At 72.1% G+C, this 21,981-nt stretch carries 22 protein-coding genes; 4 read left to right on the forward strand and 18 right to left on the reverse strand.

Annotation, left to right across the window (positions count from 1 at the left end):
* Positions 1–147 precede the first annotated feature (147 nt).
* The 4 genes from fxsA to ACZ4VI_RS09375 form a co-directional block, all read right to left on the reverse strand.
* On the reverse strand, positions 148–741 hold the full coding sequence (fxsA, locus tag ACZ4VI_RS09360) for an FxsA family membrane protein (RefSeq protein WP_467998163.1): 594 nt from the start codon (positions 739–741) through the stop codon (positions 148–150).
* A gap of 67 nt (positions 742–808) precedes the next feature.
* Entirely contained in the window at positions 809–1,588 is a 780-nt protein-coding gene (locus ACZ4VI_RS09365; protein WP_467998165.1) for a polyprenol monophosphomannose synthase, read from the reverse strand.
* Positions 1,589–2,061: 473 nt separating this feature from the next.
* Entirely contained in the window at positions 2,062–3,684 is a 1,623-nt protein-coding gene (locus ACZ4VI_RS09370; RefSeq protein WP_467998167.1) for an amidohydrolase, read from the reverse strand.
* 67 nt (positions 3,685–3,751) lie between these two features.
* Positions 3,752–4,192 carry an Lrp/AsnC family transcriptional regulator gene (locus tag ACZ4VI_RS09375; protein ID WP_137990589.1) on the reverse strand — a complete coding sequence of 147 codons (441 nt, stop codon included), beginning with the start codon at positions 4,190–4,192 and terminating at the stop codon, positions 3,752–3,754.
* Positions 4,193–4,418: 226 nt separating this feature from the next.
* Between ACZ4VI_RS09375 and ACZ4VI_RS09380 the strand changes: the two genes are divergently transcribed.
* The gene (locus ACZ4VI_RS09380) at positions 4,419–4,787 is read left to right on the forward strand and encodes a hypothetical protein (RefSeq protein ID WP_355111655.1); all 369 of its coding nucleotides are present in this window, start codon (positions 4,419–4,421) and stop codon (positions 4,785–4,787) included.
* Between the two features lie 19 nt (positions 4,788–4,806).
* Here ACZ4VI_RS09380 and ACZ4VI_RS09385 read toward each other — a convergent pair whose 3' ends face one another.
* On the reverse strand, positions 4,807–5,898 hold the full coding sequence (locus ACZ4VI_RS09385; RefSeq protein ID WP_467998169.1) for a phosphotransferase family protein: 1,092 nt from the start codon (positions 5,896–5,898) through the stop codon (positions 4,807–4,809).
* A gap of 13 nt (positions 5,899–5,911) precedes the next feature.
* Positions 5,912–7,033 (reverse strand): Rv3169 family protein, encoded by a 1,122-nt coding sequence (locus ACZ4VI_RS09390; protein ID WP_467998171.1) that lies wholly within the window; start codon positions 7,031–7,033, stop codon positions 5,912–5,914.
* Between the two features lie 226 nt (positions 7,034–7,259).
* Here ACZ4VI_RS09390 and ACZ4VI_RS09395 point away from each other — a divergent pair, with 226 nt between their 5' ends.
* The gene (locus ACZ4VI_RS09395; RefSeq protein ID WP_467998173.1) at positions 7,260–7,547 is read left to right on the forward strand and encodes a hypothetical protein; all 288 of its coding nucleotides are present in this window, start codon (positions 7,260–7,262) and stop codon (positions 7,545–7,547) included.
* Here ACZ4VI_RS09395 and ACZ4VI_RS09400 read toward each other — a convergent pair.
* Together ACZ4VI_RS09400 and ACZ4VI_RS09405 are read right to left on the reverse strand one after the other, a co-directional pair.
* Positions 7,510–8,682, reverse strand: a complete 1,173-nt coding sequence (locus ACZ4VI_RS09400; protein WP_467998175.1) for an acyl-CoA dehydrogenase family protein — start codon at positions 8,680–8,682, stop codon at positions 7,510–7,512. The two genes, ACZ4VI_RS09395 and ACZ4VI_RS09400, sit on opposite strands and share 38 nt — an antisense overlap.
* 196 nt (positions 8,683–8,878) lie before the next feature.
* Positions 8,879–10,243: a C39 family peptidase gene (locus tag ACZ4VI_RS09405; RefSeq protein WP_467998177.1), complete on the reverse strand. Its 1,365-nt coding sequence runs from the start codon at positions 10,241–10,243 to the stop codon at positions 8,879–8,881.
* 193 nt (positions 10,244–10,436) lie between these two features.
* Here ACZ4VI_RS09405 and ACZ4VI_RS09410 point away from each other — a divergent pair, with 193 nt between their 5' ends.
* A complete protein-coding gene (locus tag ACZ4VI_RS09410; RefSeq protein ID WP_467998179.1) occupies positions 10,437–11,084 on the forward strand; it encodes a uridine kinase family protein in 648 nt (215 codons plus the stop codon).
* Positions 11,085–11,448: 364 nt separating this feature from the next.
* Positions 11,449–13,344 carry an AAA family ATPase gene (locus tag ACZ4VI_RS09415; protein ID WP_467998181.1) on the forward strand — a complete coding sequence of 632 codons (1,896 nt, stop codon included), beginning with the start codon at positions 11,449–11,451 and terminating at the stop codon, positions 13,342–13,344.
* Positions 13,345–13,457: 113 nt separating this feature from the next.
* On the opposite strand, the gene ACZ4VI_RS09420 is transcribed toward ACZ4VI_RS09415, so the two are convergent.
* The 10 genes from ACZ4VI_RS09420 to ribD form a co-directional block, all read right to left on the reverse strand.
* Entirely contained in the window at positions 13,458–14,522 is a 1,065-nt protein-coding gene (locus ACZ4VI_RS09420; protein WP_467998183.1) for a hemolysin family protein, read from the reverse strand.
* A complete protein-coding gene (locus ACZ4VI_RS09425; RefSeq protein WP_467998185.1) occupies positions 14,519–15,859 on the reverse strand; it encodes a hemolysin family protein in 1,341 nt (446 codons plus the stop codon). The genes ACZ4VI_RS09420 and ACZ4VI_RS09425 overlap by 4 nt, the downstream gene beginning before the upstream one ends.
* Positions 15,860–16,085: 226 nt before the next feature.
* Entirely contained in the window at positions 16,086–16,538 is a 453-nt protein-coding gene (locus ACZ4VI_RS09430) for a PH domain-containing protein (RefSeq protein WP_467998187.1), read from the reverse strand.
* 35 nt (positions 16,539–16,573) lie between these two features.
* Complete coding sequence (hisG, locus tag ACZ4VI_RS09435) at positions 16,574–17,422, reverse strand: ATP phosphoribosyltransferase (protein ID WP_467998189.1); 849 nt, start codon at positions 17,420–17,422, stop codon at positions 16,574–16,576.
* A gap of 63 nt (positions 17,423–17,485) precedes the next feature.
* Positions 17,486–17,758, reverse strand: coding sequence for a phosphoribosyl-ATP diphosphatase (locus ACZ4VI_RS09440; RefSeq protein ID WP_053643769.1), 273 nt, complete (start codon positions 17,756–17,758; stop codon positions 17,486–17,488).
* Between the two features lie 35 nt (positions 17,759–17,793).
* On the reverse strand, positions 17,794–18,279 hold the full coding sequence (gene ribH, locus ACZ4VI_RS09445; protein WP_352186594.1) for a 6,7-dimethyl-8-ribityllumazine synthase: 486 nt from the start codon (positions 18,277–18,279) through the stop codon (positions 17,794–17,796).
* A gap of 27 nt (positions 18,280–18,306) precedes the next feature.
* The gene (locus tag ACZ4VI_RS09450; protein WP_467998191.1) at positions 18,307–19,650 is read right to left on the reverse strand and encodes a bifunctional 3,4-dihydroxy-2-butanone-4-phosphate synthase/GTP cyclohydrolase II; all 1,344 of its coding nucleotides are present in this window, start codon (positions 19,648–19,650) and stop codon (positions 18,307–18,309) included.
* On the reverse strand, positions 19,647–20,240 hold the full coding sequence (locus ACZ4VI_RS09455) for a nicotinamide mononucleotide transporter family protein (RefSeq protein WP_467998815.1): 594 nt from the start codon (positions 20,238–20,240) through the stop codon (positions 19,647–19,649). Before ACZ4VI_RS09455 ends, ACZ4VI_RS09450 begins: the two co-directional genes overlap by 4 nt.
* Before the next feature lie 44 nt (positions 20,241–20,284).
* Positions 20,285–20,893, reverse strand: coding sequence for a riboflavin synthase (locus ACZ4VI_RS09460; RefSeq protein ID WP_467998193.1), 609 nt, complete (start codon positions 20,891–20,893; stop codon positions 20,285–20,287).
* Positions 20,894–20,895: 2 nt separating this feature from the next.
* Positions 20,896–21,981 carry a bifunctional diaminohydroxyphosphoribosylaminopyrimidine deaminase/5-amino-6-(5-phosphoribosylamino)uracil reductase RibD gene (gene ribD, locus ACZ4VI_RS09465; protein WP_467998195.1) on the reverse strand — a complete coding sequence of 362 codons (1,086 nt, stop codon included), beginning with the start codon at positions 21,979–21,981 and terminating at the stop codon, positions 20,896–20,898.

Genomic DNA, 21,981 nt, shown 5'->3' on the forward strand with positions numbered 1-21,981 from the left:
GAGAAAAACGAGACACACAAAAGAAAACAAACACAAACACCCCCCCCCCCCCCCCCCCCCCCCCCCCCCCCCCCCCCCCCCCCCCCGCGGCGTTGTCACGTCTGCGCGTTCCTCTTACGGCGTCAGAGGGCGTCCCTCTTTACGGCTTTACGGCGTCAGAGGCGGCCGGGGCTCCTGGGCCCGCCGCGGGCCCTGAGGGGTGTCGTCCCGGATGACCTCACCCTGGACGACCTTTCCGTCGGGCCGGTGCATACGGGCCTGCTGGAAGGCGTCCTGGAGGCTGCCGGGAGGGGCCTCGCTCATCCGGCGCTCGGCGACCTTGTCCGCGTACCGGCCGAGGAGGGAGCGGACCGGCGGCACGAGCAGCAGCAGACCGGCCACGTCGGAGATCAGACCCGGGATCATCAGCAGCAGACCGCCGAGCATCAGGAAGCCGTTGCGGTCGCGCGCGCCGGCCCGCTCGGCCGCCGTCGGCGGGACGCCGGCCTGCGCCGCCGCCTGGGCCTGCTGGAAGGTCTCGGAGAGGTTCTTGAAGGCACGGCGCCCGGCCCGCTTGATCACCACGGCGCCGAGGACGGCGCCGCCGACCAGCAGGCCGAAGACCGTCAGCCCGCCGGCCGCATCCGCCACCACCGTGAGCAGCCAGATCTCGAGGACCAGCCAGGCGGCGAGGGCGAGCGGGAGGAACGTACGCGCGCGGGAGCGCTTCGGGGCGAGGGGAGGCGTGGAGCCTGTCGTCATGTCCCCCAGTGTGCCTGGCCCGTCGCAGGAACGTCGTAAAGGGGAGATCAGCCCCGACAGACGGTCTTCAGCTCGTGGACTTGCGGCCGAGGAGCTTGCCGACCTTGTTCGCGCGGGCCGTCAGGCCCCAGCCGGTGACCCGCCAGAGCGCCTCGACGACGATGTTGCGGCTCATCTTGGAGTCGCCGATCTCGCGCTCCACGAAGGTGATGGGGACCTCGACGACATGGAAGCCGGCGGCGACGGCGCGGCGGGCCAGGTCGACCTGGAAGCAGTAGCCGGCCGAGGCCACGTCCTCCAGACCGAGGCCCTCCAGGGTCTCCTTGCGGAAGGCCCGGTAGCCGCCGGTGACGTCGCGGATCGGCACGTCGAGCATGACGCGCGAGTAGAGGCTGCCGCCGCGGGAGATGAACTCGCGGGACTTGGGCCAGTTCACGATGCGGCCGCCGGGGACCCAGCGGGAGCCGAGCACGAGGTCGGCGCCCTTGAGGGCGGTCAGCAGCCGGGGCAGCTCCTCGGGCTGGTGCGAGCCGTCGGCGTCCATCTCGACCAGGACCCCATAGCCGTGCTCGATGCCCCAGCGGAAACCGGCGAGGTAGGCGGCGCCGAGCCCCTCCTTGCCCTTGCGGTGCAGGACGTGGACGTGGTCGTCCTCGGCGGCGAGCTCGTCGGCGAACTTGCCCGTGCCGTCGGGGCTGTTGTCGTCGGCGACGAGGATGTGCGCCTCCGGTACGGCCGCCCGCACGCGCGAGACGATCGGCTTGATGTTCTCCGCCTCGTTGTAGGTCGGAATGATCACCAAGGCTCTGCCGAGCGGGCCGTAACGCCTCTGGCCACCGTCGTTCACTGCTGCCCCTTCGGATACATACGCGAACCCCCACCATAGCGAGCCCTTCCGCCTGCTCGGTCGCGGCGGGGCTGGTTGCGGGCGGAAGTGGGGCCGGTCGGGGCGGAAGCAGCACGGACGGCGCCGCGCACGGCGTGCGGATCGGGGCCCGGCGCCCTTCGGGCCGACCTGGAACCCGCTGGCTGCGGGTCGACCGAGAGCCGTTGTCTACTGAACGTCCGGGCCCCACCCGGGTCGCACCCTCCGCCGGAAAAAACCTTCCCTCGCCCCCGAGGCGCGGGTGCAGAACCTGAGGTTTGAAACCGGTCGGACGTCCTGTGGTGGACGCGGGAGAACCTACCCGCCCCTGACCACAGGCTGTCAACACTCACTTGACCTGCGGAGATGACCGATACTGCCAGGTCAGTGGGGAAGATCCGCAGGTGGCCCACAAGCCGGTTGATCATCGATCGGCGGTACGAAATGTCCCTACATCACTCGTTCGGCCGCGCGAAGACCGTTTGTCCGAATACCACCGTGCGCAGGCAGACCGGAAGGTCACCGCCGGGGGTCAGATCGGGCAGACCGGGCGTCCCGGAGCGCGGATCGGTCGACCAGCGGGCCACCCGGTCGTCCGGGGCCTGGACCACGAGCTCGTCGGCGCGCCAGATCGCATAGTCGGCCGGGGCGCCCGGGACGAGCGTGCCGGCGTCGTCGCGGCCGACGGCCCGCCAGCCGCCCCGCGTGTGGGCGGTGAAGGCGGCGCGGACGGAGATCCGGTGCTCGGGGGTGCGGTGGAAGGCGGCCGCGCGGATGGTGCCCCAGGGGTCCAGCGGGGTGACCGGGCTGTCCGAGCCGAAGGCCAGCGGCACACCGGCGCGGAGCAGGGCGGCGTACGGGTTGAGGGTGCGGGCCCGCTCGGCGCCGAGGCGCTCGGCGTACATGCCGTCCTCGCCGCCCCAGGCCGCGTCGAAGGCCGGCTGGACAGAGGCGGTCAGGCCGAGCTCGGCGAAGGCGGCGATCGTCTCGGGGGTGAGCATCTCGGCGTGCTCGACGCGGTGGCGCGCGGCGCGGATCCGGGCGAGGCCGAGCTTCTCGGAGGCGGCCCGGACGCCGTCGACCACGGCGGTGACGGCGGCGTCGCCGATGGCGTGGAAGCCGGCCTGGAGGCCCGCCTCGGTGGCGGCGACGACATGGGCCGCGATCGCGGCGGCGTCGAGGTGGGAGACGCCGGTGTGGGCGGCGTCCTGATAGGCCTCGTGGAGGCAGGCGGTGTGCGAGCCGAGCGAGCCGTCGGCGAAGAGGTCGCCGGCCGCGCCGACGGCGCCGAGCGCGCGGGCCCGTTCGACGTCGAGGTCGGCCCAGTAGCCGACGACGCGCGGGCCGGGCTCGGAACGGGCGAGGTCGAGCAGCCCGGTGAAGTCGGCCTCGGAGGAGATCTCCGGCCCGCCGCACTCGTGCAGGGTCCCGATGCCGAGCGAGGCGGCGTGCCGGCGGGCCTCGCGCTGGGCCTCGGTGCGCTGCACGGGCGAGAGGGCCGCGTAGGCGGCGGCGCGGACGGCGTGGTGCGCGTCGCCCGTCAGCGGTTCGCCGTCGCGGAAGCCGGTGAGGCCGCGGACGCCGGGGACGAGGTCGAGCAGGGCGGTGGTGACGACGGCCGAGTGGACGTCGATCCGGGTGAGGTAGAGCGGCCGGCCGCCGGTGAGCTCGTCCAGCTCGTCGCGGCGCGGGGCCCGGCGCTCGGGCCAGCGCGCCGCGTCCCAGCCGTGTCCGATGAGGATCCGGTCGGCGGGGCGGGCGGCGGCGTAGCCGCGGATCAGCTCGGCGGCCTCGGCGAGCGAGGCGGCGGAGGACAGGTCGAGGCCCGTCAGCGCGAGACCGGTCGCGGTGGTGTGCACATGGGCGTCGACGAACGCGGGGGTGACGAGCGCGCCTTCGAGGTCGATCACCTCGTCCACGCCGGAGGCGAAGGCGTCGGCCGCCCCCTCCGAGCCCACCCAGGCGACATGTCCCCGCTCCACCACCATGGCGGTCGCGAAGGGGTCGGCGGGGCTGTGGACGTCTCCACCGCGCAGCAGCACGGTGCGGTGTGCGTTCTCTGAGAGGGTCTCGCTCATGCGACCAGGCTAGAGGCGCGGCGGGGCCCGGCCGAACGCCGGGCCCGCGGCCGCGTGGACCGTACGGTTAAACGCGCGGCGGCCTGGCTTCGTACGGGGTCGAGAGGACGACCGTCGTCCGGCTGGAGACGCCCGCCTGGGAGCGGATGCGGCTGAGCAGGTGCTCCAGCTCCAGTGGGGTCGCGACGCGGACCTTGAGGATGTAGTTCTCGTCGCCGGCGACGCTGTGGCAGGCCTCGATCTCGGGGATGTCGGCGAGCCGGTCCGGGGTGTCGTCGGGGGCGCTGGGGTCGAAGGGTTTGACCGAGATGAAGGCGGTCAGCGGCAGACCGACGGCCTCCGGGTCGACGACGGCGGCATAGCCGCGGATGACCCCACGCTGCTCCAGTCGGCGGACGCGCTGATGTACGGCCGAGGTGGACAGGCCGGTGGCCTTGCCCAGGTCGGTGTAGCTCATGCGCCCGTCTCTGACGAGCAACTCGACGATCTGACGATCCAGCTCCTCCATGCGGTCAACCTATTGCCCCGGGGTGCCATAGGCACAGCCGGGGGCCGGTCTCTATAGGCGTCTATGGGCATCCGCGGGGCACCTGCGAGGGGCATGTGACGAACGCCACAGGCTTGCGGGAAGCTCGATCGAGACCTCACGGTTATGCGGGTGGGCGTATGGGAATTGCTTGCTGTGGTCGAGGCCATACGTACTTCGGTCGACCCACCCGAGGGGGAGATTCTCCATGCAGGAGCCTGTTGATTCGGTCGAGACGACCGACGAGCTCGACGCGTACGACACGTTCGAAATGTACCGGGTGATCTGCCCGGACTGCGTCCAGCCGATCGCGCTGCTCGCGGACGAGGACGTACTGCCGGAGCACGCGCTGTGCCCGACGCCCTGGAACCCGTTCGTGCTGACGGTCTGCCCGGGCACCGGTCGGGCCGCCTCGGAGGCGCGCCCCGCCGACGAGACGCTGGAGGTCCAGGAGCAGGACACCGCACTCCTGCTGACGCTGCCTCAGGGTCTGGACTGGCGGACGCAGCCCTTCTCGCACGTCGGCGGTCCGGGCTCGCGTCCCATCAAGGTGCCGCAGATGCGGCGCGCGGCGTAACGACGCCTGTCAGTAGCGCCTACCAGTAGCTTCCCCGCACCATCGCCGCGAGCGTGGCGTGGTGCAGGATCAGGCTGTCGGGATTCTCCGGCACCTGCACCTCTCCGAAGTGCGCCTGGCGGTACGCGACTCTGAGCATGACGATCGCGTGCCGCAGCGCCGCGTAGAGGGTGTGGAACTCCATGTCGCGCGGCGTGTGCCCGGTCAGAGCGGCGTACCGACGCTCGACCGCCTCGCGCCGCAGGAACCCCGGCAGGCCCGGCTGGCCGAAGCTCACGGTCAGATCCTGGAAGAAGCGGTGCAGGTAGACGGTCCAGCCGAGGTCGACCTCGCGCGGGGCGAAGCCGGCCATCTCCCAGTCGAGGACGGCCGCGGGCCGGAAACCGTCGTAGACGATGTTCCCGATGCGCGCGTCGCCCCAGTTGAGGACGGCGGGCCCCTCGTCGGCGGGCCAGTGCGCGTCCAGCCAGTCGAAGGCCGACTCGATGAGCGGGGACGGCGCGAGTCCCCGCACGACCCAGGCGTAGTAGGCGCGTTGGGCGTCGACATGGCGGCGCAGCGGGGTTCCCATCCCCTCGGGAAGCAGGAACTCCGCCTCCTTCGCGGGGAACTGGTCGTGCAGCCGGGCCAGGACGGAGACCGACTCGGCCTCCAGGGAGGCGCGTTCGGCGTCGGTGGCGGAGTGCAGCCAGTTCCCCTCGTACGTATAGGGCATGACGTCCGGCGGGACGCGGCCCTCGGCGCGGGCCATCACGAAGAACGGGGCACCGAGCGGGCCCGGGTCGCTCTCCAGCCACAGGACACGCGGGACGGGGATGTCGGTGTGTTCCCCCACCAGGCGCATCACCCGGTGCTGCCGCTCCATGTCGTAGACCGGGAAGATCGTGTACGCGGCGGGGTCGGCGGCCAGCCGCAGGGCACAGCCGCGCACGGGGGCGTCGGGGTGCTCGATGTCGAAGAGCAGGGTCTCGCTGGACATGCCGTTGGAGCCGGGGACGGCGAGGTCGCCGATTCGGGCGCCGGGCAGATGCCGGTCCAGCCAGACGGTGAGCCGCCGGCCGAGTTCCTCGGGGTCGCGGGTGGAGGTGCGGGGTCTGGGAGCGGTGGCCATGTACGGCCCCTTCCTACTGGGCGGTCGACGTGTAGTCCGTGAAGCCGCTGGGGTCGTGGCGGCCGAAGGAGCCGTGTTCGAAGATCCCGTAGCCGGTGCGGCCTTCGAGGGTGAAGCGGGCGGCGTGGTCGGTGACGCCGTAGGCGGCCATCGGGTGGGCGGCCGGGTCGGAGAGGTCGTAGACCCTGCGGTCGGTCCAGTCGCGGCCCTGCCAGGTGCCGTGCTGCCAGTCGGTGGCGGGCGGGTAGCCGGCGCCGACGGCGAGCGGGGAGGACGCGAGGATCTCGACGTCGACCTCCAGGGGCTTTCCGGACGGGTCGGTGAGATGGACGACGGCCCGTTCGGGGTGGCGGGTGCCGCGGCGGTACGTGATGTCGGTGCGGGGCCAGCCGAGTTGGGCGTCGCGCTGACCGTTCCGTACCAGCAGGGCCTCGTTGAGGGTGCGGTAGCCGTCGGCGTCCTCCTGGGCGATGACCATGAGGAAGCGGTCGTCGAAGCGCATGGGTATCCAGAGCCAGTGGAAGCCCTCGGGGCGGAACTCGTCGGCGCGGCCGGGCTCCTCGCCGGGGATCGGCCGTACGCCCCAGCTGCGGTCGCGGGTGCCGGTCCACTCCCCCGCGGTGACGGGGAACTCCTCGCCGCCGGCCCGGATGGTGCCGGTGCAGTGGCCGGCCTGGACGAAGCGGCGTCCTTCGAGGGTGAGCCGGTCGCCGCGCCGCTGGGTGTGGTGGGGCTCCCAGACAGCCGGGAAGTCACCGGTCCAGGTGAGCGCGAAGGAGAGCCCTCCGGGGTCGGCGGGGTCGGCTTCGCAGCGCAGGGTGAGCGTCTTCAGGGGCTCGTCGACGGTGATGCGGAGCGGGCCGACGGCGAGGTTCATCCGGTCGTCGCCGAGGGCGTCGGAGGCCCGGACGGCGTGGAGCCGGTCGCCCACGCGGAGGGTGGCGTAGGCGTCCACGACTCCGGCGTTGGGGTAGACGCCGAGTCCGGCGATGAGCAGGGCGCGGCCCTGGTGGTCGAAGACATGGAAGATGCACCGGTCGTAGGCGTTGCGGTCGCCGCTGACGTGGTGCTTCATCGAGAGCGGCGCCTGGTGCACGGGATACTCGTCGAGCGCGACGGGCCGGTCCTCTGACACGTGTGACCTCCTGGTCGGCAACGGGATCTGACGGTACGTCAGAGGACCCGCCGGGGGCCAGAGTCGTGCGGAGGCCGATCGAACGCGCGCGAAGGACGTCCGGGGCCCCGGGCCGCCGGCCGCGCAGCACGTCCTGTGCGTCGGCCCGGCCGCCGGGTAGCTCCCGAACGCCTCCTCGAATCCGTCCGGCGGTGACCCCGGCCGGGCGGGCCGCGTTGGGACAGGCATGACCACGCTGTACACCGCCTCCATCGGCAGCGGACGGCGGCGCCTCGCGGAGCCCCGTCGTGAAGAATCGGTTCCGCAGCCGCCGGCGCACGTCTCCGACCCGCCCATCTACAAGGCGCTGATCAGCCAGTGGGCCAGCCACGGCCGGACGCTGCCGGGCCGTACCGACCAGGAGTGGAACCGGCTGACCGCCGCCCCGGTGTGGGCGGACCGGACCGTGCGGGTGAGCGGGGTCAGCGGCACGCTCGTCAGTGGGACTCTGGTCCGACAAGGTGGCGTGCGATGACCATCCGCTGGATCTGATTCGTACCCTCGACGATCTGCAGCGCCTTCGCCTCGCGCATGTACCGCTCGGCGGGGAAGTCCGCGGTGTAGCCGTAGCCGCCGAGCACCTGCACCGCGTCCGTGGTGATTTCCATGGCCGCGTCCGTGCAGAAGAGCTTCGCCATGGCGGCCTGCCGTCCGAAGGGCCGGCCCTCGTCACGCAGCCGCGCCGCCTCCAGGTACAGCGCACGGCCCGCCTCGATCCGGGTGGCCATGTCCGCGAGCAGGAACCGGAGCCCCTCGAAGTCCGCGATCGGCCGGCCGAACTGCCGCCGCTCCCTGGCGTACGGGACAGCGACGTCGAGCGCGGCCTGGGCGACCCCCACGGCGCAGGCCGCGATCCCGAGCCGCCCGGAGTCCAGGGCGGACAGCGCGATCGCGAACCCCTGCCCCTCCTCCCCGATACGGCGCACGTCGGGGACCCGTACCCCGTCGAAGTGGAGCTGGGCGGTGGGCGAACCCTTCATGCCCATCTTCCGCTCGGGCGCGGCCGCACTCAGCCCCTCCGCGTCCCCGGGGACCAGGAACGCGGTGATCCCCTTCGGGCCCTCGCCGCCCGTGCGGGCCATGACCGTGTAGAAGTCGGCGATCCCGCCGTGGGTGGTCCACGCCTTGGTTCCGGTGAGCACCCAGTCGTCGCCGTCCCGTTCGGCCCTGGTCCGCAGCGAGGCCGCGTCGGAACCGGAGGCCGGTTCGGAGAGGCAGTACGCGCCGAGGAGACCGCCGCCCAGCATCGCCGGCAGGTGGGCGGCCCGCTGCTCCTCGGTGCCGAAGTTCGCGAGCGCGTGGCACGACAGCGAGTGGACGCTGACGCCGAGCCCGACGGTGAGGCGGGCGGCGGCGAGCTCTTCGAGGACCTGGAGGTAGACCGCGTAGGGCTGGTCACCGCCGCCGTACGCGGAGTCGTACGGAAGTCCGAGCAGGCCGGAGGAGGAGAGCAGCGCGAAGAGTTCGCGCGGGAAGTGGCCGGCCGCCTCCTCCTCGGCGGCGCGTGGCGCGATCTCCCGTTCGGCGATCTCACGGACCAGGGCAAGCAGTTCCCGGGCCTCCTCGGTGGGCAGCCGGCGTTCGACGGTGTGCGGGGCGCGGTCTGGCATGGGCGGGCGCCCTCCTCCCTCTCAGGGCCCTCTCGGGCGCTGCGGCGCTGCGACGGTGCGCGCGGGGTGGTGCGGCACGGCCGGCGGTCACTGCTGCGCCGATGCTGCCCCCGGCGGTTCACGCGCGGGGGCGCCCGGCGCCCGTGGCGCGGGGAGTATGCCCATTCGGCGGCGCCCGGCCACCCGGGGCGGCGCCTCAGCGGATGCCGACGGCCTCCAGGGCCTTGCGCTGGGCGGGGGTCGGGCGGTCCGGGAAGTAGAGGTAGCAGACCCCTCCTGTTCCGGAGACCACCTTGCCGCCGGCGTTGTACCGCTTCGTCCGCAGCCAGATGTTCTCCCACTCGCGTCGCCGGTAGACCCGGCGCACGGCCTCGTTGCTGGGTGAGGCGGGGTCGTTGGCGATCACGTCGCCTTCCGGGGTGAAGCCGATCACGGTCATCAGGTGGCCGGAGGTGCCGTAGCCGGCGCCCGTCAGTTCCTCCTTGCGGAAGGACTGCGACGTGATGGCCGCAATGCCCGCCCCGATCAGGGTCTCCAGTTCCGAGAGCGAGCGCAGCCGGGTCACGACGGCGTTCATGCCGGGGTAGGTGGCGGCGTAGGCGGCGTTGAAGGGCCAGTTGCCGCAGCCCTTGTACTGGTGGTCGAACGTGAAGCGGGCGGCGTGGCAGACCTGGGGGTCGGCGAAGGCCGGGTTCACCCAGGCGAGGTCCTCGGCGCTCGGCCGGCGCCCCCAGTACTCGACGATCATCTGCGAGGAGGTCGGGCTGCACCAGGCCTCGCCGCCGTTGTCGTACTCCGGGTACTGGCCGACGTGGGTGTTCTGCGAGTAGCGCGGCACGGTCAGTTCGCGGGCGAGGCCGGGCGTGGAGGCGGGGACGGTGAAGCGGTCGGGGATGTCGGAGGCCATCGCGCCGAGCCGCCACACGACGGGCGTGAGCACGGTGCCGGGCGTGCGGTACAGGGTCAGCCGCAGCTGGTACGCGGCCAGGCGCAGCCCGCTCGCGGGGTCGTCGACGGCGAACGTGTCGGTCCAGATCGAGCTCCTGCCGTCGCTCTGGTCGTCGACCGAGGTGCGCCGGATGTCGCCGTCGCCGGCCGCCCAGCGGCCCATCACGTACCAGGGGGTGGCGGTGGCGTCGTTGTAGGTGCCGCGCAGCTCGATCTGGATCCAGGTGCCGGGCGGGGTGTCGGCGTTCCAGGAGGCGACGACCTCGGTGGCGGGGACGGTCGAGGTGTGGACCGGGGAGGTCCAGCTCGCGTACTCCCAGGTGGAGGTCGTGCCGGTGTGCGGGTCGGTGTAGTCGGTGACCCCTACGGGCGTACCGATCACCAGGCCGGGCCGGTAACCGGGGACGGCCCGGGTGCCGGTGCGGTCACCGCCGCGCCAGTCGGTGAAGGAGACCCAGAAGCGGTTGTCGACGAGCGCGGGTTCCGGCGCGTGACCGTAGTCGTCCGCGGTGTCGTTCGCGGCGGCGGCCGGCGCGGTGGATGCCATGGCCGTGCCGGCGACGGCGGCGAGGGCCGCGGCGAGGACGGTTCTGCGCGGGGTGGAGTTGGTCATGAGCGGTGACGACCTCCAGTCGAGAGCGGCGAATGACGACGACGGACGCGCGAGCGTGGACCACTATCGCGGCTCGCGGAGCGCTTCGGCCAGCGATTCGACACGCGTCGGCGCACCAATATGGGTCTCTACCAATGACATCGCCACGCCCCTGACCTGCGGCGCCTCCGCGCGGAATCGTTACGCTTGCCCCATGACCCACGGGACTTGCGGGAAGACCGGCCTCGACCGCGCCGCCGACGCGCTGCGCGGCCTGCCGCCCTCCTGCGGACCGGTCCGGCTGATCGCGGTCGACGGTCACGCGGGCTCGGGCAAGTCGACCTTCGCCGCGCGCCTCGCCGCCCGGCTGGTCGCGCCCGTCCTCCACCTCGACGACCTCGCCAGCCACGAGGAGATGTTCGCGTGGACGGAGCGGGTGCGGGACCAGGTGATCGGGCCCCTCTCCCGGGGCGAGGTCGCGCGCTATCACCCGTACGACTGGAATCTGCGGACCTTCGTGGCACCCCGGGAGCTGCCGCCCGCTCAGGTCGTCCTGATCGAGGGGGTCGGCGCGGGAAGGCGCGCTCTGCGGCCGTTTCTCGCCGCGCTGCTCTGGATGGAACGGGGCCCCGAGGAGTCCTGGATGCGGGGCCGGCACCGGGACGGACCTGCCCTGTCGGAGTTCTGGGAGGACTGGACGGTGGCGGAGACTCGCCATTTCTCCGCGGACCCTTCGCGCCCCTTCGCCGACGCGCTGGTACGGGAGTGTCCAGAGGGGTACGAGTGGCTTCCCGGGCCCTCAGTGAAAGCGGGCCCGAACCAGATCATTACGGAACGTGATGGCTCGCAAGCACGGAAATGAGTCGCCGGAATCCCACTTCCGCAAGTGCCTCAACTCGGCTTGACCCAAGGGGCGTACAGGTCCTACGTTCTCAATGTGCGGCTTTCCGAAGCCGCCGCGGACACGAAGCCCCCGGTTGTTCCCCCGTGATCGGGGGCTTCGTTCTGCCCTGATCATCCCTTTCTCAGGCCCGTCGCCGACCGTGGTGCTTACCCAGGGTTACGGCCACCGGATCATGTGCTTCTCCTTCGTCGCGCCCCCTCTGCGCAGGTACGATGCCCTTCGGTGGGGTCAATTCCCGTCCACGAGAAGGCGGTTCTGTACGGCTTCCGGCGGGCACCCGCCCGCCGGGACAGCAACGGGGGCACGTTTTGTGGGGGACCCGATGGACATCGGCACGCAGGGCGGACAGGCCCCGGCCGAGCTCGCCTGGCTGCGGGGAGTCGACGCCTACACGATGGGCGCCTATCCGCAGGCGGAGGAAGAGTTCCGGACGGCGGTACGGACCGATCCCGGCATGGCGGACGCCTGGCTCGGACTGCACGCGCTACGGGTGGACACCACCACCGCGCTGCTCCGGATGTACCGCAACCGCGACCGGTTCGGCGAACAGCGCGCCCGCCACCGCCGGACCCTGAACTCCTGGTACTGGCTGGGCTGGTGGGTCCAGCCCGTCCTGGAGAGCCCGCGCGACCTGCTCCTCGCGCACGCCTCGCACTGGCTCGACGGCCGCCATGTGCCGGAGCTGGACCGGGCGTTGGCCGGACTGCCGCCCGTCGACACCGATCCCCAGGTGCGCTTCCTGCACGCCTGCCGGTCCTATCTCGTCAAGGACTGGGACCAGTTGGTCCGGTACACCGAGACCCTGGTCGACGATCCCCTGCTCGGCATCGAGGCCGGACTCTTCGGCGGGATGGCCCGGGTCCGGCTGGAGATGTACAGCCAGGCGGAGCCGCTGCTTTCGGCGGCCCTGATGCGCTGCCGCAGCGAGCAGCCGCAGCGCAAGGAGCTGCGCTACTGGCTGGCCAGGGCCCACGAGGGCACCGGGCGGAGCGCCGCCGCCCTGCCGCTCTACCGGGCGGTGCACCGGATCGACCCGGCGTTCATGGACACGGCCGCCCGGCTGGCGGCGATCACCGAATACGACGGGTTCGAGGGACCGGACGACACGACGGGGCTCGCCACGGTCGCGCTGAGCGGGGTCGGACAGGACACCGCCGCAGCCGCCGACGCGACGCAGACCGACCTCGACGGGCCGGCCTCCGACGGGCTCCGCCTCGGCACGGAGCCGGGGGCCCCGACCGCTCCCGCCGGACCGCCCGAGCCGCCGGACGTCGTACGCCAGAAGGCGTCCCTGCCCGTGCAGCCGACGCCGCCGCCCTTCCCCGCCAGCCCCACCGACCCCGCCCTGCTCGCCGAGGCGCTCGCGGAGCTGGAGCGCATGGTCGGGATGGAGCCGGTGAAGCGGCAGGTCAAGGCGTTGTCGGCGCAGTTGGAGATGGCCCGGCTGCGAGCCGGACAGGGACTCCCCGTCCAGCCGCCGAAACGTCACTTTGTCTTCTCCGGCCCCTCCGGCACCGGGAAGACCACCGTCGCCCGCATCCTCGGCCGCGTCTTCTACGCGCTCGGGCTGTTGGGCGGCGACCATCTGGTGGAGGCCCAACGGGCCGATCTCGTGGGCGAGTTCCTGGGCCAGACCGCCGTCAAGGCGAACGAGCTGATCGACTCGGCGATCGGCGGGGTCCTCTTCGTGGACGAGGCGTACTCGCTCTCCAACACCGGCTACAGCAAGGGCGACGCCTACGGCGACGAGGCGCTCCAGGTGCTCCTCAAGCGCGCCGAGGACAACCGGGACCACCTGGTGGTGATCCTGGCCGGCTACCCGGAGGGCATGGACCGGCTGCTCGCCACCAACCCGGGGCTCTCCTCCCGCTTCACGACCCGGGTCGACTTCCCCTCGTACCGCCCGCTCGAACTCACCGCCATCGGCGAGGTGCTCGCGGCGGCGAACGGGGACGGCTGGGACGAGGAGGCGCTGGACGAGCTGCGCTCGATCAGCGGCCATGTCGTGGACCAGGGGTGGATCGACGAGCTGGGCAACGGGCGCTTTCTGCGCACGCTGTACGAGAAGTCGTGCGCGTACCGGGACCTCCGGCTGTCCGGCTACCCGGGCACCCCGACCCGCGAGGACCTGGCCACCTTGCGCCTCGCGGATCTGATGCAGGCGTACGGGGAGGTCCTCTCGGGGCGCCGAGGGCCGCAGGAGCCCGGGGGCCTGTGACGCGCAGGCGGCCGGTCCGGTGGGTGGCGCGGAAGCGGGCCGGGTGCGGCCCGGGGGTGGTTGTGCCCACCCGTCCCGCCCTGCGGGACGATTGCCCACAACCACCCCTGGCGTCAGGCTGTCAGTGCCTGCTCCACCGATGCCGAAGGCACCGGTGCCCTGTGCGCCGGGTCCCGGACCTCGCCCACCAGCATTTCCAGGACGTCCTCCAGGGCCACCAGGCCGAGCACCCGGCCCGAGCCGTCCGCGACCTGGGCGAGGTGGGTCGCTGCGCGGCGCATCACGGTGAGTGCGTCGTCGAGCGGCAGCTCGGCGCGGAGCGTCGCCATGGGGCGCCAGACGTGCTGCGGCACCGCCCGCTCCCGCTCCTCCAGGTCCAGGACGTCCTTGACGTGCACGAACCCCATGAACGTCCCGCCCCCCTCGGCGCACACCGGGAAGCGCGAGTAGCCCGTGCGGACCGTGAGCTCCTCGATCTCCCGGGGCGTCACCGACGGCGTGACCGTCACCAGCGCCGACCGGGCGATGAGGACGTCCGTGACCGTGCGGCTGCCCAGCTCCAGCGCGTCCTCCAGGCGCTCCTGCTCGACCGGGTCGAGCAGTCCGGCCTGGCCCGCGTCCTCCACGAGCCGGCCGAGCTGGGTGCTGGTGAAGACCGCCTCCACCTCGTCCTTCGGCTCGACGCCGAACGCCCGCAGCACCAGCCGGGCGCACGCGCCGAGCGCACGCGTGACCGGCCGGCACAGCCGGGCGAAGCCGACCAGGGCCGGGCTGAGCCAGAGCGCGGTCCGCTCCGGCGCGGCCATCGCCAGGTTCTTCGGGACCATCTCGCCGATGACGAGATGGAGGAAGACGACCGCAGCGAGGGCCACGACGTATCCCAGTGGATGGATGAGCCCGGCCGGCACGCCGACGGCGTGGAAGACCGGTTCGAGGAGGCGCGCCACCGTCGGCTCGGCGACCGCGCCCAGGGTGAGAGAGCAGACCGTGATGCCGAACTGGGCGGCCGCCATCATCTGTGGCAGGTTCTCCAGGCCGTACAGGACCTGTCGCGCCCGCTTGCCACCGAGCGGCTCGATCTGGCTGCGGCGTACGGAGACGAGCGCGAACTCGGCTCCGACGAAGAAGCCGTTGGCCACCACGAGCAGGACGGCGAACAGCAGTTGGAGCAGGCTCATCGGACCGCCTCCGGCACCGGGGGGACCTCGGCGGTCCTGACGATCCGCACGCGCTCGGCGCGATAGCGGTCGACCTGCCGCACCAGGAGCCGCCAGCCGGGCAGTTCGGCCCGGTCGCCGGGGGCCGGGATGCGGCCGAGGAGATCGGCGACGAGTCCGGCGACGGTCTCGTACGGCCCGTCGGGCACGTCGAGTCCTATCCGATGCAGGGTGTGCACCCGGCAGGAGCCGTCGGCCTCCCAGGCGGGGTTGCCGTCCTCGGCGGCCACGGCGGTCAGCTCGGGCCGCTCGTCGGCGGCGGTGTCGTGCTCGTCGCGGACCTCGCCGACGAGTTCCTCCACGATGTCCTCCAGGGTGACGACCCCGGCCGTGCCGCCGTACTCGTCGACGACGACGGCGATCGGCTGCTCGCGCCGCAGCCGCTCCAGGAGCGCCTGGGCCGGCAGGGTCTCGGGGACGAGCAGCGGCGGGACGGCGATGTGGACGACCGTCGTGCGCTGCCGCTCCTCGGGCCGCACGGCGAGCGCGTCCTTGAGGTGGACCATGCCGACGATCTCGTCGATGCGCTCGCGGTAGACGGGGAACCGCGAAAGTCCCGTCGCCCGGGTGAGGTTGAGGACGTCGGCAGCGGTGGCGTCCGACTGCAGTGCGCTCATCCGCACGCGCGGTGTCATGGCCTGCTGCGCGGTGAGTCCGCCGAGCGTCAGGGTCCGTACGAAGAGGTCGGCGGTGTCCTGTTCCAGCGCGCCCGCCCGGGCCGAGTGCCGGGCCAGCGCGACCAGCTCGCCGGGGGTACGGACGGAGTCGAGCTCCTCGGTCGGCTCGACGCCCATGAGCCGGACCAGCCGGTTGGCGACCCGGTTCAGCAGGGCGATGACGGGGCGGAAGAGGGACGAGAAGAGGTGCTGCGGCCCGGCCACGAACCGCGCCACCTGGAGCGGCCGGGAGACCGCCCAGTTCTTGGGGACGAGTTCGCCGACCACCATCTGGACGGCGGAGGCGAGCAGCATCCCGATCGCCACCGCGACGCCGGAGACGGCGCCCTCGGGCAGTCCGGTGGCGGTGAGCGGGCCGTCGAGGAGCTGGGCGAGCGCGGGCTCGGCGAGCATGCCGACGACGAGGGAGGTGATCGTGATGCCGAGCTGGGTGCCGGAGAGCTGGAAGGACAGCTCGCCGAGCGCCTTGACGACCGTGCCGGCGCGCCGGTCTCCGGCGGCCGCGGCCCGTTCGGCCTCGGGGCGTTCCACGGTGACGAGGCCGAATTCGGCCGCCACGAAGAAGCCGTTGGCGAGGATCAGAAGGAAGGCTGCGGCGAGCAGCAGAAGGGGGATGATCATGCCGCCGCCTCCGCGGAGGGGGCGGCGCAGGTACTACCGGACGATCCGTCCATTGCCGGAGGGAGTCACTCCTCGGGTCGCAGGGTGGCCCCGCGGGCCGCGGCAGCGGCCCTGCACATGCGAGGCGGTGGTGCCACGCGGCACCACCGCCTCCAGAGTAGTCACGCGGACCGTGCGTGGGGCAGGGGGTCGGCCCCGTATGGGGGACCAATGGCCCCCATGGGGTTCAGCCCGCGTCCGGTCCGGTGCCGCGGCTGTCCGCCAGGGCGCGCAGGGCGCGGGCGTCGCGGATGGCCTGCTCCTTGGCGATGCCGGGCTGGATGCCGAGCGTGGGCAGGCTGGTGCCGTCGCTCAGGTCCAGGAAGACCCAGGGGTCGCCGGGGCGCAGGTTGACCCGCAGGATCTCCGCCCACTCCAGCCGGCGGGTGCGGGTGATGTTGACGACCGTGACCCCGCTCTCGTCGGCGACGACCTTGGGGCGGCTCAGCATCGCGAGGACGCCGAGGAAGAGCGCCGCGGTGAAGATGAAGCTGATCCGCTCCCCCGTGCCGAGCTTCTCCAGCATCAGCGCGACGGCGGTGATGACGGCGAACATCACCGCCCCGACCGTCAGCAGGACCGCTCGGGTGCGGCCCGGCCGGAAGGTGACCGGGAGGGTGGGCGTCGGGGAGTCGGACATCGGTGTTCCTCGGTACGTCGGAGCGTGCGCGGCCGTCAGAGACGGCAGGCGTGGATGGCCGTCGTCAGGATGGCGCGGGCACCCAGCTCGTACAGGTCGTCCATGATCCGCTGGGCCTCCTTGGCCGGGACCATGGCCCGGACCGCGACCCAGCCCTCGTTGTGGAGGGGCGAGATCGTGGGCGACTCCAGGCCCGGGGTGAGGGCGACGGCCTGCTCCAGGTGTTCGGCGCGGCAGTCGTAGTCCATCATCACGTAGCTGCGGGCCACCAGGACGCCCTGGAGGCGGCGCAGGAACGTCTGGACCTGGGCGTCCTCGGTGTCGGCGCCGTTGCGACGGATGACGACGGCCTCGGACTTGAGGATCGGCTCGCCGATGACCTCCAGGCCGGCGTTGCGCAGGCTGGTGCCGGTCTCGACGACGTCCGCGATGACCTGGGCGACACCGAGCTGGATGGCGGTCTCGACGGCGCCGTCGAGGTGGACGACGGAGGCGTCGATGCCCTGGTCGGCGAGGTGCTTGGCGACGATGCCCTCGTAGGAGGTGGCGATCGTCATGCCGTGGAAGTCCTCGGGGCCCTTCGCGGTGCCGGGCTTGGTGGCGTAGCGGAAGGTCGACCGGCCGAAGTTCAGCGGGAGGATCTCCTCGGCGTTGGCCCCGGAGTCGAGCAGCAGGTCACGGCCGGTGATGCCGATGTCCAGCTTGCCGGAGGCCACGTAGATCGCGATGTCCTTCGGGCGCAGGTAGAAGAACTCGACCTCGTTCTCGGGGTCGATGACCACGAGCTCCTTGGACTCCTTGCGCTGGCGGTAGCCGGCCTCATGGAGCATCGCCGACGCAGGTCCGGACAGTGAACCCTTGTTGGGGACGGCGATGCGCAGCATGGGGAGAGCTTCCTTTGTCTGGGGAGTTTCGGGGAGGGGGGTGGTTCGTGCGCTCAGAGGTGCTCAGAGATGGGCGTAGACGTCGTCGAGCGAGATCCCGCGGGCGACCATCATCACCTGGACGTGGTACAGCAGCTGCGAGATCTCCTCGGCGGCGGCTTCCTTGCCCTCGTACTCGGCGGCCATCCAGACCTCGGCGGCCTCCTCGACGACCTTCTTGCCGATCGCATGGACGCCCTTGTCCACCAGTTCCGCGGTGCGGGAGGTGGCGGGGTCGCCGTTCTCGGCCTTGAGCTTGAGCTCGGCGAAGAGCTCTTCGAAGGTTTTGTTCGCCATGATGGTCCTAAGAGTACGGGGTAAGGGTCGCGTACTTAGCGCCAGGGTTCGCTGACCGTGCGCAGCGTGGTCGCGGTGGCGACAGCGGCGGTGACGGCCTCGTGGCCCTTGTCCTCGCTGGAGCCTTCGAGGCCCGCCCGGTCGAGGGCCTGCTCCTCGTTGTCCACGGTCAGGACGCCGAAGCCGACGGGTACGCCGGTGTCGATCGAGACCTGGGTGAGGCCGTGGGTGACGCCCTGGCACACGTACTCGAAGTGCGGCGTTCCGCCGCGGATGACGACGCCGAGCGCCACGATGGCATCGTAGCCGCGCCCGGCGAGGACCTTCGCCACCACCGGCAGCTCGAAGCTGCCGGGGACGCGCAGCACGGTCGGCTCGTCGATGCCGAGCTCGTGCAGGGCCCGCAGCGCGCCGTCGACGAGTCCGTCCATGATCTTCTCGTGCCACTGTGCCGCGATCACGGCCACCCGCAGGTCGCCGCAGTTCTTCACGCTGAGGACGGGTGCGCCCTTGCCGCTCATGTCTCTCCTTGCTCGGTATTCGATGAACTACTGGTTCGCGCAGGTGGACGCGGTGCTCGCGTCCAGCCACGGCAGGTCGTGGCCCATCCGGTCCCGCTTGGTGCGCAGGTAGTGGAGGTTGTGCTCGCCCGCCTGGACCGGCATGGGTTCGCGGCCCTCGACCTTCAGGCCGTGCCGGGTGAGGGCGTCGATCTTGTCGGGGTTGTTGGTCATCAGCCGGAGGCTGCGGACGCCGAGGTCGACGAGGATCTGCGCGCCGGCCGCGTAGTCGCGGGCGTCGGCGGGCAGGCCCAGCTCCAGGTTGGCGTCCAGGGTGTCGCGGCCGCGCTCCTGGAGTTCGTACGCGCGCAGCTTGGACAGCAGGCCGATGCCCCGGCCCTCGTGGCCGCGGAGGTAGACCACGACGCCGCGGCCCGCCTCGGTGACGCGGTCCATGGAGGCCTCCAGCTGCGGGCCGCAGTCGCAGCGCAGCGAGTGGAAGATGTCGCCGGTCAGGCACTCGGAGTGGACCCGGACGAGGACGTCCTCGCCGTCGCCGATCTCGCCGTGGACGAGGGCGACGTGCTCGACGCCGTCGACCGTGGAGCGGTAGCCGTACGCGGTGAACTCGCCGTGGGCCGTGGGCAGCCGGACCTCGGCCTCGCGGCGGACGGTGGGCTCCCCGGAGCGGCGGTAGGCGATCAGGTCCTCGATGGAGATGATCGTCAGGCCGTGCTTGCGGGCGAACGGGACGAGTTCGGGCAGCCGCAGCATCACGCCGTCCTCGCCCGCGATCTCCACGATCGCGCCGGCCGGGCGCAGGCCCGCGAGGCGGGCGAGGTCGACCGCGGCCTCGGTGTGGCCGTTGCGGGCCAGGACGCCGCCGGGCTTGGCGCGCAGCGGGAAGATGTGGCCGGGGCGGACGAAGTCGGACGGCTCGTGCTCGCCGCTCGCGAGCATCTGCAGGGTGGTGGCGCGGTCGGCGGCGGAGATGCCGGTGGTGACGCCGTGGGCGGGTGCCGCGTCGACGGAGACGGTGAAGGCCGTCCGCATCGACTCGGTGTTGTGCTCGACCATCTGCGGGAGCTGGAGCCGCTCCAGCTCCTCGCCCTCCATGGGCGCGCAGATCAGGCCGCGGCACTCGCTCATCATGAAGGCGACGATCTCGGGGGTGGCCTTCTCGGCGGCGATGACGAGGTCGCCCTCGTTCTCGCGGTCCTCGTCGTCCACGACGACGACGGGGCGGCCCGCGGCGATGTCACGGATGGCCTGCTCGACGGGGTCGAGGGCAAGGTCGGTGACGTCCCAGAGGGCGTTCAGAGGCGTTGCGGGGAGCGCGTCGGGCAGGGCGGTGGCGGGCAGGGCGGTGGCGGGCGACGGGCGGGAGCTCATGCGTGTGCTCCTTCCAGAGCGACGGGAGTCGTACGCGTCCGGAGCCACCAGTCGCGCATGCCCCAGATGACGAGGGCGAAGTAGATGACGTAGACCAGGCCGGAGAAGGCCAGGCCGCTGCTGAAGGCGAGGGGGACGCCGACGAGGTCGACGAGGAGCCAGGCGAACCAGAACTCGATCAGGCCACGGGCCTGGGCGACCATCGCGACGAGCGTGCCGACGAAGATGTACGCGTCGGCCCAGGGGCTCCAGGAGAGCGACGGGTAGAGCGTGAAGAGGCCGCCGACCGCGAGGGTGCCGAGGACGGCGCCGGCCAGGAGCACACCGCGCTCCTTCCAGCTCGCGAAGCGGACGGCGATGGAGCCGTCCTGGGCCTGCTGCTTCCCGCGGTTCCACTGCCACCAGCCCCACGCGGCGACGCCGATGACCAGGAGCTGCTTGCCGACTCCGCCGCTGAGGTGGGCGGAGGCGTAGGCGCCGACGAGGATGACGCCGGAGAGCAGCTGCGCGGGCCAGGTGAGTATGGAGCGGCGCCAGCCGAGCGCGAGGGCGATCAGACCGATCGTGTTGCCGATCATGTCGGACCACATGATGTGCTGGTCGAGGACGGTGAACGCTTCGGAGTTGAGCCAGTTCACTTGACGTTCTCCCGGGCGTTGGGGCCGAGCAGCCGCTCGACGTACTTGGCGATGACGTCCACTTCGAGGTTGACCGGGTCGCCGGCCTGCTTGAGGCCGAGCGTGGTCAGCGCGAGGGTGGTGGGGATGAGGCTGATGGTGAACCAGTCGTCGGCGGCCTCGACGACGGTGAGGCTGACGCCGTCGACCGTGATCGAGCCCTTCTCGACGACGTACCGCGAGAGGTGCGCGGGCAGGGCGACCTTGACGATCTCCCAGTTCTCGGAGGGGGTCCGGTCGAGGATCGTGCCCGTACCGTCGACGTGGCCCTGGACGATATGTCCGCCGAGGCGGTCGCCGACGGCCATGGGCCGCTCCAGGTTGACGCGGGAGCCGACGTCGAGCGCGCCGAGAGAGGACCGCTTGAGGGTTTCGGCCATCACGTCGGCGGTGAACTCGCCGTCGCCATGCTCGACGACCGTGAGACAGACACCGTTGACGGCGATGGAGTCGCCGTGCTTGGCGCCTTCCGTGACCAGGGGGCCACGCAGGCGGAAGCGGGACGCGTCGGCCAGCTTCTCGACGGCGGTGACCTCGCCCAGTTCTTCGACGATTCCGGTGAACACGGTCAGGCTCCCTTGAGGGTCGCGGTGATACGGAGATCGGATCCCATACGCACGGTCTCGGTGACGTCGAGCCGCAACGCTTCGGTGAGGGTGGTGATTCCGGCGTCGGCGAGGGCGTTCGGGCCCGCGCCGAGGAGTACGGGGGCGAGATAGCCGACGACCCGGTCGACGGCTCCCGCGGCGACGAAGGCGCCGGCCAGGGTCGGGCCGCCTTCGAGGAGTACGGAGCGGACGCCGCGCTCGTGCAGCGCGTCCAGGAGCGCCGGGACGGACAGGCCGCGGTCCGCCCTGGGGAGCCGTACGACGTCGGTGAGTGAGGTCTCGGCGTCCTCGGCGATCGCGATCAGGGTGGGCGCGGCGTCGTCCAGGACCCTGGCCCCCGGCTTCACGGCGCTCGCCTCGGTGTCGACGACCACGCGGAGCGGCTGGACGGCGGCAGCGTCTGTGTCTGCGACGACTCGTACCGCCAGATGGGGGTCGTCGGCGCGGGCCGTGCCGGAGCCGACCACGACGGCGTCGGCCTCGGCGCGCAGCCGGTGGACGTCGGCGCGGGACTCGGCGGAGGTGATCCAGCGGGAGGTCCCGTCGGCGGCGGCGATCCGGCCGTCGAGGGTGGCGGCGTACTTCCAGAGCACGAAGGGGCGGCCCAGGCGTACGGAGGTGAGCCAGGCGATGTTGCCCTCTTCGGCCTCGTCCGCGAGCAGGCCCCCGAGAACCTCGATCCCGGCGGCGCGCAGGGTGTCCGCACCGCCCGTGGCCTGCGGGTTCGGGTCGCCGACCGCGTACACGACGCGGCTGACGCCGGCCTCGACGAGCGCCTGGGCGCAGGGGCCGGTGCGGCCGGTGTGGTTGCAGGGTTCGAGAGTGACGTAGGCGGTTCCGCCGCGGGCGAGGACGCCGGCCTCGCGCAGGGCGTGGACCTCGGCGTGCGGTCCGCCGGCGCGCTGGTGGTAGCCGGCGCCCACCTGGTGTCCGGAGGCGTCGAGGACGACGCAGCCGACGACCGGGTTGGGGCTCGTGGAGCCGAGGCCGCGGGCGGCGAGCGCGATGGCGCGTCGCATGGCGGTGATGTCGGCCGGGTCTGCCAC

This window comes from Streptomyces sp. NPDC029169 (genome assembly GCF_055563935.1).